The organism is Burkholderia puraquae (assembly GCF_002099195.1).
In the GTDB taxonomy this organism is placed as follows: Bacteria; Pseudomonadota; Gammaproteobacteria; order Burkholderiales; family Burkholderiaceae; genus Burkholderia; species Burkholderia puraquae.
Genome location: NZ_NBYX01000016.1, coordinates 120,677 through 139,041, shown reverse-complemented (window position 1 = coordinate 139,041; position 18,365 = coordinate 120,677). Strand labels below are relative to the sequence as shown.

Sequence of the window (18,365 nt, the reverse complement as noted above, 5' to 3'; positions counted from 1 at the left end):
TTTATGTCGCTTTCTCGGATGCGCACGGCTCTTCCGCACGATTTCCGTCATCTTGTACCACATGCAAAAGTACCGAACCGAGTTCCTCGGCTACCAGATTCCGGCATTCGGGAGTATCTGCGCCGTAATTCCGCCAAATGAAGTAGTCGCTGTGTTGCGGAATAACGCCCAGCTTCTGGAAAACATGAGGCAATGCGGGTACGTGGTCGCCGTAAAAACAAACAACCGTTTCACGATCGCTGGCACGCAAATGATCGAGCAAGCGCCCGATCATTGCGTCTGCATTTTCAATGTGTCGCAGATACGCTGTCAGGTCGCGCCAGGATGCGTCTTCGCCGAGAGTATGCCGAGAAGACGATTCACCGGGCAAAACCTGCTCAAGATGCAACGGGCCGTGGTTTTCCATCGTCATCGCGAACACAAAGCGAGGCCTGTCGCCCTGTGCATTCAATGTCGAAATGACCGCCTCCGCGACGGCGGCGTCTGCAACGTACGGCCCCGCGCGGGCAGCATCCTTAAAGTGCCCGATGTCGAGAAACCGTTCGAATCCGAGCAGCGGAAATACGCGATTCCGGCCAAAAAAATCCGCGTAGTACGGGTGAATCGCCAACGTCGCATAACCTGCTCGAGCGAACCAGCGCGCAAGCGAGATACACGCTCGGCGTACGAACGCGTAAGGATAGAATTGTGCATAACCCAGCGCCGCCGAAGGGATTCCGGCCAACACGGCAAACTCCGTGCGCATTGTGTTGGCGCCCCAAGCCGGCACTGTCAACTCGCCGTAGTGTACTGCTTCGCGCCGCGCGCGGTCGAGTTGCACAAAGCCGGACGAATCGACGGCGTCGCAGACACGACGAATATCGAAGAACGATTCGCTTTGAATGACGATCACGTCAGTACGACGCTGCGGCCTACCCGCCCCGAACGGACTTGCAACCATTGCCCGCTGGAGGATTGCGAAGGTCGCGGAGCGCAATCCATTCATCAGATATGCAACAAACACGGCAAAGAAGCCATGCCGAGCCTGATCGACGCAGGGATCGAGGGAAAGGGGTAGCCCGGCGGCCAGCATGCGGACGGCGATGAACAATACAACCAACAGCAGCAACAGAAGCCACGTAGAACTCCGCGCGACCGCTGGCTCGGCAGCAAAACCACCGATCACGAGCATGACACCAACCACGATTGCCACAACCTTGCCGATACTCAAGAACGGCAGATAGAGGCGCGGATGCGAAAACAACTGACTGAACAGACTCAGATCGGTAAATACGAATGGCTCGCGCAGTGACTCATATTTTGCATTGCTGACCGCGACAACCAAACCAACGAGCGCCAACGCGACAAACGCCGCGAAGTTCGGACGCGACGTAACAGCCAACACGAGGACAGCAATCCATGTTACAGAAAGGATATGAAGCGCTGACGATCTCGCAGTTCGACGGAGCGGTGCTTGCGGCTTCACCATGATATCCAGGACGAACGAAAGCACGATGACGACCGCAATCGCAGGCCCAAACCTGCCGCTCAATTTGAATCTACCTTGCGAGGCACATAAGACAGACGATCGAGAATTGCATCCGCAATCGTGGCGGGCAACAGCGGCAAGAGGCGCATGCCAAGAACCAGCGGACCTGGAAATGCAATCTCCGCACGTCTCGCATCAAGTTTTCGGCAAATGTACGCCGCAGCCCGGTCTGCACTCCACATGAATCGCCGATCCCCGGGAAACACATCGCTCATCGCCGTTTCAACGAAACCCGGAAGTATGATCGAGACACCGATTCCCTCACGGGCGAGCAACGGGCGAATGGAATCGCCGTATGCCTTGATTGCTGCCTTGCTTGCACAATATGCGGGCGAAATTGCCATCCCACGTAACGCAGCAATTGAACTCGTCATCGCAATATGACCACGCTTGCGCTCACGCATACGCTCGACGACAGGTAGCACAGTGTGTATTGCGCCGTAGAAATTCGTGTCGACAACTGCAGAGATGCGGTCGAGCCCTTCCCAATCATTGGCATCACTTAGCGTACTTGCCGCACCGGCGTTGGCAATCAGCAGATCGATAGGATGTGAGTCGTCGAATTGCTGAAGCCAGCACTTCGTAGCGTTGGCGTCCCGGACGTCAACAGCCGCCGTGACAACCTTTGCACCGCGTGCACGACAGTCAGCGGCACTCAGTTCAAGGCGCGCTTCGTCCCGTCCACTTAAGCCAAGCACGACGCCAGGTTGGGCGTACGCAAGAGCGAGCGCACGGCCGAGACCGGAACTGGCACCGGTAACAGAGATATGCTTGTGCACCATGCCATCACGCATTTACCGGTGCCTCCAACCGCACGACGGCACCGGCCACCGCCATCTCAATTCCAGTGCGAGTATAAAAGTCGCCGTTGATCTGAGTGTGGTGCACGATGTAATCGAGGAAACACTGGTAAAGATTCATGTCAGGTCGTTCAGCATGGCGCCAGAAGTCGTCGAGCGCACCCTGCCAAGTCAGACCAGGCATATCATAGATCGCCCTACCGAGTGCAACGAGTGGCCGACAGTGGTGCAATGCAGACAGCCCGACTGTACTGTTGACCACTACCACCCCGCACGCATTTTCCAGTAGCGTGGGGAGATGACCTGCATCGATGAAACGGAGCCGATCGGCGATTCCAAATTCTGACGCAAGCTTCTGCGCGTAGCTTCGATATTCGATCAACCCCGTGTCAAGGGGATGATTCTTGACGACAAGCCAGTGATTCGCACTTGCACTGCGAGCAAACGAGCGCAGCACGGTCTCAATGGCATTCCGAACACCATCAAACGGTGAATGAACCACCATTTGCGCGTCCGAATTCAATTGCAAAGGCAAGACGTAGTACGGCCTCTTCGTTTCGATCAGTTCGCGCGTGAGAGCATCTGCCTCACGCTTGTGCTTGCGCTGCAAGCACGCGCGAGCGGCGAGACCGGCATACTCAAAAAATCCATTCGTCGGACGATGACTACGGTAGCCTGGGAAACGCTTCGCGTATAGCGTATTAGCCACCCGATATCGGATATCATGAAAAGCACGCTCATAGAGGTTATAACCCGTTGACCGACCTTCCGGACATGAAGGCGTAACATTTCTGCGCTCTAGATACCAAGCGGGGTCACGCGAGAGATTCGAACGGCCGTTAACGCCGTAATGCTCCAAAGTCAGCCAATGCGGCCGCACGTACCCTTCTTCGAAAACGTTAACGCGCACGCCGGCTGCTTGGGATATTGGGTGCGCGTGTCGATGAACATCGCGACAATCACCAAACATGAGGATATCCGTAAACTGGCCGGTACCGAGAACTCCTTGATACCAGTTCGAAAGATCACTCAACGCGCCGGCATAGTTCCACGCATTGCCGCTTTCCGCATATGCCAGATCGCCACCGCAGAAGTTAACGCGTTGCACCGCATGCCCTCTTCCTCGCAACACGGCCGAGAGCCGCGCAAAGAACGGCGAGGCCGTGCCCTGTAGAACCAGGAAGGAACGTTGCATATCAGAGCAAAAAAGTCGACGCAGCGGTAACTCTCGCGCCGGCCGCCCTGAACAAGGCACCCCCTCCGAAACGAGTCCATCCGTCTAAGTTGGTCAAAGTTGAAACACTTCTACAGCCTGACAGGATACCTCACCGTCAAAGTGGAGGCAAAATGGATAAAACGTGACGGCAGGTGATGTTGCGAGAACCGCAACATTGATGGCAGAGGTCATGCAATTTAGATATACTCGGCGGCCCTCGGCTGGATTGTCCACTGACGGCTGCTCGAAGCAGCTTGGCGCGTGATCGAGTTGGGAATCCGCCCCTTGCTCAACGCGTGACGATGCAGTACATCCATTGCCGCTTTAGTCCCACGTAAACTGTTCGTGTTGCGGTTCTTTCCGCCGCTTGCGCCGAACTTCATTTCGATGATCGTGGCCTCGGAAAGACTTATAAGGTAGTTACACGTTGGAAACGGGACCTAACAGCAATGCGGCCAGGCCGCAATTGGGGAAGAAACAAGGCGTGGTCGACCGACTACGGGCCAACAAGCTCTTTGCCTTGACTGTTGCGCTCCCCACGCTCCTCGCCGTAGTGTACTTCGGCGTCGTTGCATCGGACGTCTACGTATCGGAGTCGCGCTTCGTCGTTCGCAGCGCTCAACGCCAAAACCAGACCAGCGTCGTTGGCGCCCTCCTTCAAGGGACCGGTTTCGCGCGCGCCCAAGACGACACCTACCCCGTAATCGATTACATTCAGTCACGTGATGCGCTGCGCGAACTGAATCACAATAATTACATCGCAGACGCGTACGGGAACCATGGTGATTTCATTAGTCACTTCTCTCGCAGTCTTGATGATAGCTTCGAAGCACTCTGGAAATACTATGGCAAACATATCGTGACTGCAGACCTCGATACGACGTCTGCGATCACGACTTTAAAGATCCGCGCCTACACTGCCAAAGACGCAGTCAGAATCAACGAGGATCTTCTCGAAATGAGCGAGCGCTTGATCAACCGCATGAACGAGCGCGCCGCGGTGGACACTGTACGTTTCGCCCAACAGCAAGTCAACGAGGCCACGAATAAGGCGAAGGACGCCGCCGCCGCGTTGGCATCATTCCGAAATGCGCATACCGTGTTCGACCCGGAACGACAGTCCGCACTACAGCTGCAGCAGATTTCAGCACTCCAGACTCAAATGTTTGGCGAACAAACAAAACTGAGTCAACTGCAGTCCTTGTCACCACAAAATCCGCAAATTCCCGCACTCAAGACGAGCATTGAGTCAATTCAAAAGCAGATTCAAGATGCGACCGGCGGCGTAACGGGCGGCAAAGCCTCACTCTCAAACAAAGCGGCCAATTACGCTCGACTCGAACTCGATGCCCAGTTCGCAGATAAGCAACTAGCATCAACGATGGCGGCACTGGAAAACGCTCGCGCAGACGCACAGCGCAAGCAACTCTATCTCGAAAGACTTGTTCAGCCCAATACGCCGGACATCGCAATTGAGCCAAAACGGATAAGGTCAATATTTGAAGTCTTTGCACTGGGAATGATTGCCTGGGGAATCTTGACGCTGCTCCTTGCCGGTGTACGCGAGCATCACGATTGATGCGGGATCGGAATGACTCAACACAATACTCCACTATTTAAATCGCTTGCTATTCAGCGGCGAGTTATAGGCGCATTGTTGATGCGTGAGATTATCACGCGCTATGGGCGCCACAATCTTGGATTTCTGTGGATATTTTTTGAGCCCATGATGTTTACCCTTGGTGTCATGAGCCTTTGGAGTATTCTCAAAGTTACACACGGAGCCTCAGTTTCAATTGCCGCCTTCGCGGTAACCGGCTATTCGTCCGTCCTGATGTGGCGCAATTGCGCAGCTCGTTGCGCACTTGCAATTCAACCCAATCAAGCATTGCTATATCACCGGAATGTCCGTGTTTTGGACTTATTCTTGGCTCGTCTACTGCTTGAGATAGCCGGCGCAACTATGTCGTTCGCGTTCCTGACGATCTTGTTTGTCATCATCGGCGTCATGAATCCACCGCAAGACATTGCTATGGTCCTCTTTGGCTGGATTCATCTAGCCATATTTGGAGCCGGACTTGGTTTGATTATCGGCGGACTTACAGAACGGAGCGAAACAGTTGAACGCGTGTGGCACACCATTGCCTATCTTCTGTTCCCTCTTTCTGGCGCTGTTTTTATGGTTGACTGGCTTCCAGAAAAGTATCAGAAAATCGTTCTTCTGCTCCCCATGGTCAACGGAACCGAGGTTCTTCGCGGAGGATATTTCGGATCGCTCGTCAAACCACACTACGATGTCGCCTATATGATTCTCTCCGATATGGTGCTACTTTTTGCCGGGCTATCATTTGTCCGGGAAACTAGTAGGCGAGTGGAGCCAGAATGATCGATATCAAAGACGTTTGCAAAGATTACCACACCCGGCAGGGGCGCCGACGCATACTGGATAAAGTGAATCTGCAGATAGGTCGTGGCGACAAGGTTGGGATTCTCGGCCGCAATGGCGCGGGAAAATCTACCATCATTCGCATGATCAGCGGTGCCGAGTTGCCAACAACAGGCTCAATTCGTCGGACCATGAGTGTTTCCTGGCCGCTAGCGTTTGGCGGTGCGTTTCAAGGCAGTCTAACTGGGATGGACAATCTTCGGTTTATTTGTCGGATATATGGGTCTGATTCACGCCTCGCAGAACCATTCGTACAAGAGTTCTCCGAACTTGGACATTATTTGCGCGAGCCTGTAAAAAGCTATTCTGCAGGGATGCGCGCACGACTTGCCTTTGCGATTTCAATGGCAATTGAGTTCGATTGTTTTTTAATCGACGAAATCATTGCTGTTGGCGACAGTCGCTTCCACGAAAAATGTCATCGAGAACTGTTTGATCGACGGCGTGATAGATCATTGGTTATCGTAAGTCACGATGCCGGATATATCCGTGAACACTGCAGCCGCGCCGCGGTGCTTGTCGCCGGAAAATTGCATCAATTCAACGAAGTGCAGGAAGCCTTGGAGTTCTATCACGCAAGCACCAATTAATCATTGCGCGTAGTGGCGTGACCTCCTTGCAGCGACCTTGAATTATCCAAATTAATAGCCGGGGTTCCTGAACCTACTGATCAAGAGCCCCAAAGCAAATCGAGTGACGACAGTATGATTCAGCATAAGTGCGGTGTATGAACTGGGCAGCCTTCGAACGGCGAGTGCACGCCTGCCTTTACCCAAGTTGGCTCGAAGCCTGGCAGATCAGGCGCGTTCGGCGCACCCTTTTTCAACGCCCGGCGCATGCTCCTAACGCCCGCCGTCGGTTGTTTGTCGATATATCCGTCATCCATTCCCATGATGCGGGTACCGGCATCCAGCGCGTAGTGCGCGCTGTGGCAACTCAATTGCTGGAATCCCCTCCGCCCGGCTGGACCGTTCAGGCAGTAAGTGCAACGCGCAAACTTGCTTACCACACTGTCACTTGGCCTTCGAACGACGTCAAGGCATCGAACACGCCGATACTGTTTCGTCAAGGCGATTTGTTCCTAGGGTTGGATTTTGCGCTCGACACGGTCCGGATCCATCGCCGTCAACTCGCCGACCTCAAACGCAGGGGCGGATCATTGTGGTTCGTCATGTACGACCTCCTTCCTGTACAAAAGCCAGAGTGGTTCTCCGACAAGAATGTCATTCGCTTTCGCAGGTGGCTGAGCGTCATTGCATCGCTAGCGGACGGGTTCTATTGCATCTCGCCCCCGGTCGAAGAAGCGCTGCGCAAGGAACTCACACAACGCTTCCGGATCGCGGACAATTACCGTACGCATACCGTACCGATGGGCTGGGACCTCGCAACCCGTCGCCCAAGTATGGGTATACCAGAAGGATTCGACGCTTTACTAAAGCATATCGAACAGCGCCCCACTGCGCTCATGGTCGGAACACTCGAGCCACGCAAAGGGCATAGCGACATTCTCGCGGCATTCAATCACCTTTGGCTGGAGCATGACGACTACAATCTCGTGTTTGTTGGTCGCAGGGGATGGAAGACTGAAGCTCTCCAGAACGAATTGCGCAGTCATCCCCTAAACGGCAAACTGCTATTCTGGCTAGAAGACCTTAGCGATGAGGCATTGTCACGACTTTACAGCGCCTGTGACGGCGTACTGATGGCCTCACATGCAGAGGGATTTGGTCTGCCCCTTATCGAAGCGCTTGGGTATGGCAAGCCGGTTCTCGCGCGGGACTTACCCATCTTCCGACTGCACGAAGATAAAGGGGTCGACTACTTCGAGTCTGGCGTGCCACCTGCAATGCTAGGGAAGCGAATCGCAAGATGGCTCGACGCGACTGACACTCATATCCCCCTGCAACCATTCGCGGTTCCATCTTGGTCTGACACGACACAGGCCATCCTCGCGTCTTTGATCGACGAACCACATAAATGAGCATTACTACATACGCTCAGAATTTTGAGGACATCCTCCTGTGGCGCAGCCTCGGGCATATTCCATCCGGGCATTACATCGACGTTGGTGCACATCATCCCTCACAGGACTCCGTTAGCCAGTTGTTCTACGAACACGGGTGGCGTGGTGTACATGTCGAACCCACTTTGGAATGCGCAAATCTATTGCGAATCGCGCGCCCTGACGAGACCGTTGTGCAAGCGCTCGTTGCCGAACACTCTGGCATGTCTGCTTTCCACGAGATACTCGGCACCGGGCTGTCAACTGCGCGCAAAGACATTGCGGATGAACATCACGAGAAGCACGGCTATTCGGTGCGCACCAGCCTCGTGCCAAGCGTAACACTTGACACCCTTCTCGATCTCGCACCCAACGACGATATCCATTGGTTAAAGATCGATGTCGAGGGGTTTGAACTTGAAGTCTTGTCTGGATGGAAGAAATCGCAACGCCGTCCGTGGATAATTGTCATCGAGGCAACTTATCCGAACACCCAAGTCGATACATCCGAAGCATGGCAAGAAATCGTATTGAAAAAGGGTTACATGCTCGTCTACAAAGACGGACTCAACCATTTCTACGTGAGCAATGCACATCCCGAGTTAAAGCACTATTTTTCGTTTCCGCCGAATATATTCGATGATTTTCAGATCAGCAATAACGCGCACTGGCTGACACGCTCCATTAAGCAAACACATGATCAACAGCTAGCGCGAACTGTCGAAGAAAAGGAAATCATTGAGAGGCAACTTCAAGAGACCGCGACGGCAATCGGTCAACTGCAGGCGGGAATATTGGCGCGGGAGCGCGACTTCGACGACCGGATCGCCGACTATCGTGCGGATGCTCAACGCCAGGCGGACGCGCATCGCGATTTGATGCTGGAAATCGAACGTAGCCATAAAATCGAACTCGCAGAGGCGAGCGAACAAAAGCATGCGGCTGAGCAACAACTGGTCGCCGCGCAATTTGACGCCTTGCGTATGCGGAGTATCGCAGAAGCTCGCGAGCACGCCCTCACTACGGCAATCAAGCACATATCCGGCGAGTCGCAAAAAATAAAGACTGCACTCGTCGAAGTCACGCATGAGCATGACCGTAGACACGAGGAGACGATTCGAACAATCGTCGAGCAGAAGTCCGCGTTCGAGCAGAAGCTTGACGCAGCAACAGATCTGATTAGCTCAATGCAGATCGACGCAGAACACCAGAGAAATCTATTCACGGAACTGGTGCGCGTCATGCGGCACAATGCCCAACTTTCCGAACACTCTCACGCGACGAAATTGCTCGAGAGTGAAAGCACGCACGCCGAACAACTTCAAGCAGCTATCCGCGAATTTGAATTACGTGAAACAAGGCTGCGCGAACACCAGGCCGCAGAACTCGAACGAATAAACACTGAACACCGCGCACTCGAAGACACGATTCAGGCACAGCACTTATCACGTGAAAACGAGTACCAACATAAGCTGACCGAACATATCTCGTCGCTCAGGCACGAACAAGAACAGCAAAAGAATAGTTTCGAAGCTCAGATCGCGGCTCTTCGAGATGACAACGATGCGGTTTTGACAATTCATCAAAAAATACACGAAGAATTGGAGCGCTATCGGCAGTATGCGTGCGATCTCGCGCTCGAGATGGACGCTCTGCACGACAGTTGGTACGGACGCCTCATCTGGCGCGTGCATCCCCTCACACGCGTCCGATCGATGGTACAAGCCATTTCGCGGCTCGTCATGTCTCGCCCCGCCAATTTGACAACTCAAACCACTCCCGACCAAGGGATTGGTGCATGGTCGAACAATTTCCACTCACTTGACGCTGCAGCTGGCTCAGCTATCCGTGAAAGGGAAGCCACCCGACTCAGTCCTCAATACATTCGATCCAAAATGAAGCTCAGCGAACTGCTCGCATTGCCTGATGAAGAATTCGTACGCGCCGCGTTCATCACCGCTCTCCGCCGCGAACCGGACAGTAGCGGGTTTCATTTTTACCTGAATCGCCTCGGCTCCGGGTACACTAAAATTCATATCCTTGCTGATATTGTTCGCTCTAAAGAAGCAAAGGCGCATCTCAACCACGCCGAACTAGCCACTCTGCCTGATGAGGCTTTTGTCGACACGATTTATCGACGTGTTTTGGGACGCCCTGCAGATCCGGATGGAAAACAGTACTTCATCGAAGTTTTGAAACGGTCCGGCAATCGCGAGCATGTGGCCAATGAAATCAAGACCTCTCCCGAAGCTACGAATATTGATGCTTCGAGTGTCGAATTCGAGCGCGAATTGGTAGCTCGCCTCAAAAATGAGAAGCGTGATCGACGGTGGTGGAATCGCGGTGCACGATTGGAAAAAAAGATCGATAAATTGGAGCGCCATTTTGACAAATTTCTCAATCTTGAGCAACGAATCAACGGCCTCGCCGATCATATCGAACGGCTATCGACTGGACTAGCAACCATGCAGCTGCGCACGCAGCCTATGGATACCATGAACGAAACTCTCGTCGAGAGTCATTCACCCATACAAATGCCAGTATTCGATAAAGAGCAGAAAAACTCTTGTCGACCTACGGCTCACGCGCTAGACGCTGAAGTTGGGCAAAATCTGCCCATTCGCGCTCAATTGATTTTTCAAAAATTAAAAAAACAGAGGGCTTGATTCGATGCGAATCGTCATTGACATGCAGGGATTGCAAACTCGGTCGTCGGGACACCGGGGTGTCGGCCGCTACACCGAGAATTTGGTCAGAAATATGATCATCGAAGCGGCGCCACAGCATGAAATTTATCTTGCACTAAACGGAACATTCACCGATTCCATCGACTCGATTCGAGCAAAATTTGTCGACATTCTGCCGCGTGATAGAATCGTCGTCTGGCAGAATTTCTTCAACGCTGCGGCCAGATCAGGCCATAGTGAAGCATTGAAATATGCCGGGTACGTAATTCGCGAAGTATTTTTGAATTCGTTTCGACCAGACATTATTTTTTCGACCAACCTTCAGGAAGGACTCGATGAGTCTGCACCCACTAGCGTGCATGAATTGGTCTATCCGACGCTTTATTGCAGCACACTTCACGATCTTGTACCTTTCTATTATGAAGATCGCTACCTATCGGATCCCGGAATCCGAAAATGGTACACAGAAAAAATAGAGTACGCCAAGGCAAGCGATCTGATAATCGCCGACTCGCATGCGACGCGATCGGACATCCTCGAGAAGCTGGATGTTCCTGAGTCAAAAGTCTTTACAATTGAACTCGGCTACGATTCCGCTGTTTTTAATACCACCGCCCTTACCGACGAGGAAAGGGAGTTCATCCTAGAAAAATACGAATTAAAAAATCCATTCATCTTTTATGTTGGTGGAAATGATTCGCACAAGAACGTAGAGCGTCTTATTTCCGCTTTCTCGCAACTTCCTGAAGATTTGCGAAATTCATTTGATCTTGTAATTGGGGGAAAGGACTTCCCAAAGGATCAAATGTTCATCAATCGCATCGAACAGCTCGGAATTTACGAAAACACCATCCTCACTGGATTTATCGAGGATGATGATTTGCCGAAACTCTACAAGCTCTGCAAGATCTTTGTATTTCCGTCGACCCATGAAGGCTTCGGACTGCCTGCACTCGAAGCAATGGCATGTGGCGCGGCCGTGATCGGTTCTGGTACCTCTAGCATTCAAGAGATTATCAATTTCAAGCCGGCAATGTTTGATCCATACGAGATCGACGACATTCAACTCAAATTAAAAAATGCCTTGTCAGACGTTGATCTCTATCGCAAAATTTTGAAAAATGGGCCTAAACAGGCTAGCCGCTACTCGTGGACACGTTCAGCGCGAGAGCTATGGACTGTGTTTGAAAACGCGAATCAAATCTCCCGGACAAAGGGATACCGATTTGATGACCCAGTTCAACACGTAATAGATGCATTGGCGAAGCATACCGCCGAGCTGGATGATCACGCCCTGGCGGATATTGCTCATTCGATTTCCGAGACTTTCCCCGTTCCGCGAACGCGCAAGATCTACCTGGACATCAGCTCCGTTGCTACGCACGATTACAAGTCGGGGATTCAGCGCGTCGTCCGGGCTATCGCGGCAGAATTGGTCAACAACCATCCTAGAGATTTCGAAGTCGAACTTGCGTATACGTCGACCAGCGACATGCGCTTTTACGCCGCAAACGAGTATTCACGCCGAGTATTCAACGCGAAGGTCTCGCCCCATGATGAAGAAATTGAATTCATGGCCGGAGATATTCTAATCTATCTCGACCTGCATCCTGGCGTCGCAATTGCGCATCGTGAACACAATCGATATTTGCGCAACAAAGGGATCTCCGTATATCACGTCGTTTACGACCTACTGCCAATCCTCAAACCAGAATCGTTTTGGCCGGAGCTCTGTCGAGAATTCCGTTTGTGGACCGATGCCGTTAGTGTTTCAAATGGCGCTTTATGCATCTCGAAATCGGTCGCTGACGAGTTGAAAGAGTATCTTGATATTTTTGGGGAGCGGCGATCTTCGAAATTCAAAATCGGATATTTCCATCTCGGCGCCGACATCGAGAATTCCGCTCCGACCAAAGGACTTGAGGAAGGCGCCGAGTCCGTGCTTCGTTCGCTCGACGCACGAAAAACTTTTCTTATGGTCGGAACCATTGAACCGCGCAAAGGTGGACGGCAGGCTCTCGCGGCCTTCGATAAGCTCTGGAAGCAAGCGAAAGATGTCAATTTAGTTTTTGTTGGCCGAGAAGGTTGGGGGATGCGTGATTTCGCAGAGCAACTTCTTTCGCACAAAGAAAATGGCAAGCGCCTATTTTGGCTCCAGGGGATAAGTGACGAATATCTCAAGAAAATCTACAGCTCCAGTGATTGTCTGATAGCTGCATCCACCGGCGAGGGATTTGGTCTACCACTGATCGAGGCAGCGCAACACAAGTTGCCAATTATTGCGCGCGATATCCCTGTCTTCAAAGAAGTTGCTGGTGAGCACGCCTTCTATTTCGAAGACGATACTGAGCCGGATACGATGGCCAACGCGATCGATACATGGCTCAAACTGCAGAAGTCCGACCGTCACCCGCGCGCCGATCAAATGCCATGGCTTACGTGGCGTGAGAGTGCAGATCAATTCATGAACATCGTTCAGAATGATGATTGGGAATATTCGATCGATGGCCACGGATATCTTTACGAAGGGTTAAAGCAGTCTCACGCTAGCGAGCGCCTAGAATGGGCCGGATTTTCCGATGCTGAGTCCGATTTTCGATGGAGCAGCACCGCGTCGCCTCGCATACGATTTCTTTGGGGCGGGCAACATGAAGGCACTCTCCTCATCAAGTGCACTCCCCTTGGTACGCAACGTGTCACTATCTACTTGAACGCGAGAAAGATCTATTCCGGTATTCTTTCTGGTGCAAATACCGAAATCTTTTGCTCGATGAGGGATCTTGATTTCGGTGAAAACGAAATTCGCTTCGAATTGCCGGATGCACAAAGTCCTGGAGGCGCCGATGTGCGCCTGCTGGCTATCGCCATTCGCTCTTTCGAAATAGGACCGACCCTACCTCAATTGAAGGATAACTCCGTCTACAATCATTCTAGCAATGAGCTTATTTGGGACGGATTTTCAGGTGCCGAGAAGGAATTCCGCTGGACAGAGGAACGCCACGCACGCCTCATCTTCAACTGGAAAGGAACAGATCGCAAAAAGAGACTCAAGATTCGATGTAAAACACTTGACGTTCAGCGGATTACTGTTTTATTGAACGAGCGAGAAATCTATGCTGGCGAGTTATCCGGCGACGATCTGGTAGTCTCAACTGATGTTGCTGAAATCAAGGGTGGATTTAATACGTTGAGCCTATTGCTTCCGGATGCTAGACGGCCGAACGATGCGGATCCTAGGACGCTTGCAATCGCGCTCAAAGATATCGTATTTGTTGACGAGTCTCGCGAATTTCACTATGGAATGGAATCGTGACGACCTTGAGCGCCACCCCCCGTCCGCGGCAGCGAAATTTTTTCGGAATTTACAGATAAGGCCTGCATCGGACTGCCCTCCAAAACGTACGCTCACGAACGCTTTGGAGGGCTATGTGACTCCGAATTCATTTGATAAATCAGGATAGTTCAAGCAAGCTTGATAAACGCATGATTATAAATCGACCGCGGGGATTTTCAGGGCGCGTTATTTTCGACCATCTACCCAAAACGGCTGGACAGGCGATTAATGCATGGCTCGTATCTACACTCGGCTCCGGCTGTGCCGCGACGAGCTTCAACTCTGCCCATCGAGAGCTGATCAGGCAATTTGGTGGCGAATACTCACTAATATCTGCCCATATGTCGTTTCAAGGCGAGGGATTCGATCCTCGTTACGAATATGTGACTTTCTTGCGCGAGCCGCTTGATCGAGCGATTAGCTGGATTTTCTTCGTGCACCAAAATCATGATGCAAGTGACCTCGCGGCTCTATGGCACCAGACTAAGGAATTTATTGATTCAGAAGGCGAATCAAGTGTTTCATTGCTAGGGCAAATCGTAAATCCTTATATTGAGCATTTTTGCTCGATAGATCCGACTCCGACGTTCACTGATGCAGAACGGCTTGCCAAAGCGCTCGCCGTTTTGGAAAAGTACGATCTTTGGGGAATTTACGAATCTATGCCCGACTTTCTCAGTGATTTCGCAGCACTACTTGGCGCACCTGCTCCTCGAGAAATCGCGAAAGTTAACGTTACACTTACGCGCCCCAGTTCTACTCGTGCCTCAGCGCAACTCAGGCGACGACTCGAAGAACTCAATGCGCTCGACCTTGAATTCTACGAAATCGTTCGCGATCGCTACGCTCAAGAACGTCGACGGTGGCAACGGCCCGCTGTTCAGGTACCAGCCTGGACGCCAATTGAGCGTCTCGTCGCCACAAACTTCAATGACAGTCGTTTTTCACTCATCTCGGCCAAGGTCGACGGCGAACGCAATTGCAAATATGGCAGCATTCTCTCGTTTCTAGTTGAATTTTCAATCTCGACGGATGTTCCAGACCTCGAGATAGGTATTCATATATTTGACAGCGTGCGCCGCTGGGCATTCGGAACGAATACCACCATGCTGGGAAACAAGATTGTTGCAATCACCCCAGGCATCTATCGGTTCCGTTGCGCATGTGTCGCCGACCTTCCAGAAGGTGTATACACTGCTGGCTTTGCATTTGCTGAGCGAATTGCTGGCGAGATGCGCAATCTTGCATGGTATGACGAGCTTGTCACGTTCCACGTGACTCACGAACGCGTGACCCCTTCGGTTGGCTATGCGGAACTCACGACGGCAATGGACTGTTACCGAATTTCGGAAGGTATTGCGATGCCGGTCACCGATGGTACAGGCACCTTGCAATCGACTTCGGCTGGACAAGAAGTGAATGCCAGCAAAACATATTCTCTACTCGTTACTTTAAGCAACAATTCAAATCAGGATTGGATAAGCCTTCATTCCAACCCGATTAGCCTTTCTTACCGCTGGTTAGACGAGAGCGGAGAATTCGTAGTGTTCGACGGTCAACGGACACCGCTGCCAGGCGGACAACTTCTCCGTGGAAAAAGTGTTACGGTAGCGATGGTAGTTGAAGCGCCTAAACTGCCTGGTCGCTATGAACTAGAGGCCCAGCCAGTCCAGGAGATGGTGTGCTGGTTCGACGAATGTGGATTTACTCCACTTAGGCTTTCTACGAATGTACATGGGATCGACGGTCGATCGCATTCATTCGAAATTACCGACTAGAACTGCCGAAATCAACCAGTCTTCGAGACTGCTGTCTAGTGCACGGACGAGGCAGTCTTAGAATCGGTTGACCGTTGTTACCCGCGTTAGCGCCGGAAGCGCCACATCCGGCGCCTCGCATTTAGTATCAGCAAGTGGCCGCTCACGGTGGTAGATGCGCACCGGATATTCAACCACCTTTGTCGCCTGCTTATAGGTGACCAGATAAGCATGTATGACGAGCGAGCTTAGGCAAGGGGCGAAGAACGGACTGTAAGCGATGCGGCAACGACGCGTCGCCGCTCGCTAGCCTTGTGGGTCGGCAAGCCGTGTGCGGGGCCGTTCATTCGGTCCAACAACCGCGTCGGATTTGCCACTTCCAACGTCCCGCGCTCGCAGTGAGACTGCTGCAACCAATCCGGCGTTCATCGCGCCCTAGCGGTCCCAAGATTCCGCTGCAGATCAACTACAAAGGGCAGCTTTATTGGGCGCTCTCCAGCATCCAACGCAACGTGTCACTGAGCGGAATGGTTGGAAGCTCGCCAATCGCGCTAGTCAATCGTTCATTCGAACCGATCAGCTTACGCACCTCGCTGGCTCGGACGAATGCGAGATTCACCCGGATCTCCGGGCTATGACCCGTCAGCACTTCCATCATGCCTAGGATGTCCCGTAATGCATATCCGGTCCCAGAACATACGTTGAAAATCTGACCCGCAAATTCTCCGCTTAGCAGTTTTCCATAGGCCGCTACAACGTTCCGGACGTCAGAAAAGTCCCTGATAACATCGAGATTGCCGAGCTCCAGCGTCGCCTTGCGTTCCTTGAAATGCGCGACGATCTTCGGAAGCAGAAAATTCGCAGGCTGACCGACACCGGTGTAGTTAAACGGACGGACGATGGTAATGGGCAATTTGTCCATCCACAGCCTGGCAACATATTCCATTGCCAGTTTGCTGACGGCATAGTCGTTTGCCGGATTGGGAACCGTCGATTCGTCGATGATCTCCCGATCCGAATTGCCGTATACGTTAGCACTGCTTGGCAGGAGCACGGCCTGAGGACGACAGCCCGTAGCATGAATTGCATCGAGGAGATTACGCGTACCCACCACATTGGTGTCGTAGATCGCCCGTACGTCGCCATGAGCAACAAAAGCGATCGCAGCCATGTGTATGACGGCCTGAGGCTGCTCGCGTGTCAACACATCCGCAAGGCTGTCGCGGTCGAGCAAGTCGCAAACGTGAATCGGCACGGTGTCTTCTGAGGCGGGGGCATGCGACAGTCCGCAGACTTCGTGCCCCGCGGCCAGCAACTCCTTAACGAGATGCTGGCCGGTGAACCCTCGAATTCCCGTAATCAGGATCTTCGACATGGCACTCAGAACGAAAAGCCCGCTTTGTTCCGGCGTACATCCGCCTCAACCATCATCTGGCAAAGTTCTTCGAGCGAGGTCTTGGGCTCCCAGCCCAGTTCCTTACCTGCCTTTGCCGGATCGCCAATCAGCAAATCCACTTCTGCCGGGCGATAGAACTTGGGGTTGATCTTCACGATCACCTTACCACTCTTCGTGTCGTAGCCCACTTCCTGTTCAGCACTTCCCTTCCAGTCGATATCAACATCAACGGCGCGCGCAGCCATCGTCACGAAATCACGAACCGTTTCTGTCCGATTGGTCGCAAGCACATACGTATCGGGAGTATCAGCCTGAAGCATGCGCCACATGCCCTCGACATACTCTTTCGCAAATCCCCAGTCGCGCTTTGCGTCAAGGTTACCGAGTTCAAGTACGTCGAGCTTGCCCAGGTGAATCTTGGCCATGCTATCGGTAATCTTGCGCGTCACAAATTCCCGGCCACGGAGCGGCGATTCGTGATTAAACAGAATCCCGCTGCATCCGAAGATGTCATAGCTCTCGCGGTAATTGACCGTCATCCAGTGTGCATAGAGCTTGGCGACACCATACGGGCTGCGCGGATAAAACGGTGTGCTTTCGACTTGCGGAATGGCTTGCACCTTGCCGAACATTTCGGATGTGCTTGCTTGGTAGAAACGCACCTCCGGATTGACAATCCGAATGGCTTCGAGCAAGTTCAGCGGACCGAGGCCCGTAATTTGCGCGGTCGTAGTGGGTTGATCGAACGAAACACCCACGAAGCTCTGTGCGGCGAGATTGTAGACTTCGGTTGCTTCGGAGCTCTTCAGCAGTTGAATACTCGCACCAAGATCCGTCAGATCGTATTCGACCAGCTTCAGATTCGGATGATCAGCAATCCCCAGCTCTTCAATGCGCCAGAAGTTGACAGAACTCGTGCGACGGTACGTTCCATATACCACATAGCCTTTCTCCAGCAGAAGCTGCGCCAGATAAGCACCGTCTTGCCCAGTGATGCCAGTGATGATTGCTTTTTTCATTTCCAAATCCACTATAAATAAATGATTCGGCGGAATGACGCCAACGAGCCCGAATTCCTCAAACCGAAAGCACTACCACCCGGTGTCCGATCACCCGAGCGAAACGCTACCGGCCTCTTTACGCTACTGCACAGCGCGTCACTGTACTCTCTTCTATCGCCCTCGTCGGATTCACACTCC

The 18,365-nt window shown here is 52.5% G+C and carries 12 protein-coding genes; 7 read left to right on the top strand and 5 right to left on the bottom strand.

The features are described from left to right. Position 1: 1 nt before the first annotated feature. The 3 genes from B7G54_RS26790 to B7G54_RS26780 are packed head-to-tail and all read right to left on the bottom strand — an operon-like array spanning position 2 to position 3,523. Positions 2–1,468, bottom strand: coding sequence for an LTA synthase family protein (locus B7G54_RS26790; protein WP_085041834.1), 1,467 nt, complete (start codon positions 1,466–1,468; stop codon positions 2–4). 59 nt (positions 1,469–1,527) lie between these two features. Then, positions 1,528–2,322: an SDR family NAD(P)-dependent oxidoreductase gene (locus B7G54_RS26785; RefSeq protein ID WP_085041815.1), complete on the bottom strand. Its 795-nt coding sequence runs from the start codon at positions 2,320–2,322 to the stop codon at positions 1,528–1,530. Then, complete coding sequence (locus B7G54_RS26780) at positions 2,315–3,523, bottom strand: capsule biosynthesis protein (protein ID WP_085041814.1); 1,209 nt, start codon at positions 3,521–3,523, stop codon at positions 2,315–2,317. The genes B7G54_RS26785 and B7G54_RS26780 overlap by 8 nt, the downstream gene beginning before the upstream one ends. 487 nt (positions 3,524–4,010) lie before the next feature. Here B7G54_RS26780 and B7G54_RS26775 point away from each other — a divergent pair, with 487 nt between their 5' ends. From B7G54_RS26775 to B7G54_RS26745, 7 genes are all read left to right on the top strand, one after another. Continuing rightward, the gene (locus B7G54_RS26775) at positions 4,011–5,123 is read left to right on the top strand and encodes a KpsE/RkpR family capsule polysaccharide export protein (RefSeq protein ID WP_415749533.1); all 1,113 of its coding nucleotides are present in this window, start codon (positions 4,011–4,013) and stop codon (positions 5,121–5,123) included. A gap of 12 nt (positions 5,124–5,135) precedes the next feature. Continuing rightward, positions 5,136–5,930 carry an ABC transporter permease gene (locus tag B7G54_RS26770; protein WP_077055930.1) on the top strand — a complete coding sequence of 265 codons (795 nt, stop codon included), beginning with the start codon at positions 5,136–5,138 and terminating at the stop codon, positions 5,928–5,930. Further along, the gene (locus B7G54_RS26765; RefSeq protein WP_077055931.1) at positions 5,927–6,580 is read left to right on the top strand and encodes an ABC transporter ATP-binding protein; all 654 of its coding nucleotides are present in this window, start codon (positions 5,927–5,929) and stop codon (positions 6,578–6,580) included. Before B7G54_RS26770 ends, B7G54_RS26765 begins: the two co-directional genes overlap by 4 nt. A 137-nt stretch (positions 6,581–6,717) precedes the next feature. Continuing rightward, the gene (locus tag B7G54_RS26760) at positions 6,718–7,971 is read left to right on the top strand and encodes a glycosyltransferase family 4 protein (RefSeq protein ID WP_085041812.1); all 1,254 of its coding nucleotides are present in this window, start codon (positions 6,718–6,720) and stop codon (positions 7,969–7,971) included. After that, positions 7,968–10,658, top strand: a complete 2,691-nt coding sequence (locus B7G54_RS26755; protein ID WP_085041811.1) for an FkbM family methyltransferase — start codon at positions 7,968–7,970, stop codon at positions 10,656–10,658. Before B7G54_RS26760 ends, B7G54_RS26755 begins: the two co-directional genes overlap by 4 nt. A gap of 4 nt (positions 10,659–10,662) precedes the next feature. Continuing rightward, the gene (locus B7G54_RS26750; protein WP_085041810.1) at positions 10,663–13,992 is read left to right on the top strand and encodes a glycosyltransferase family 4 protein; all 3,330 of its coding nucleotides are present in this window, start codon (positions 10,663–10,665) and stop codon (positions 13,990–13,992) included. Positions 13,993–14,162: 170 nt separating this feature from the next. Beyond that, positions 14,163–15,791: a Wzt carbohydrate-binding domain-containing protein gene (locus B7G54_RS26745; RefSeq protein WP_085041809.1), complete on the top strand. Its 1,629-nt coding sequence runs from the start codon at positions 14,163–14,165 to the stop codon at positions 15,789–15,791. A 460-nt stretch (positions 15,792–16,251) separates the two neighbouring features. On the opposite strand, the gene B7G54_RS26740 is transcribed toward B7G54_RS26745, so the two are convergent. Both B7G54_RS26740 and gmd read right to left on the bottom strand, forming a co-directional pair. Continuing rightward, positions 16,252–17,145 carry an NAD-dependent epimerase/dehydratase family protein gene (locus B7G54_RS26740; RefSeq protein ID WP_085041808.1) on the bottom strand — a complete coding sequence of 298 codons (894 nt, stop codon included), beginning with the start codon at positions 17,143–17,145 and terminating at the stop codon, positions 16,252–16,254. Between the two features lie 5 nt (positions 17,146–17,150). Next, on the bottom strand, positions 17,151–18,185 hold the full coding sequence (gene gmd, locus B7G54_RS26735; protein WP_085041807.1) for a GDP-mannose 4,6-dehydratase: 1,035 nt from the start codon (positions 18,183–18,185) through the stop codon (positions 17,151–17,153). Between the last annotated feature and the right edge of the window lie 180 nt (positions 18,186–18,365).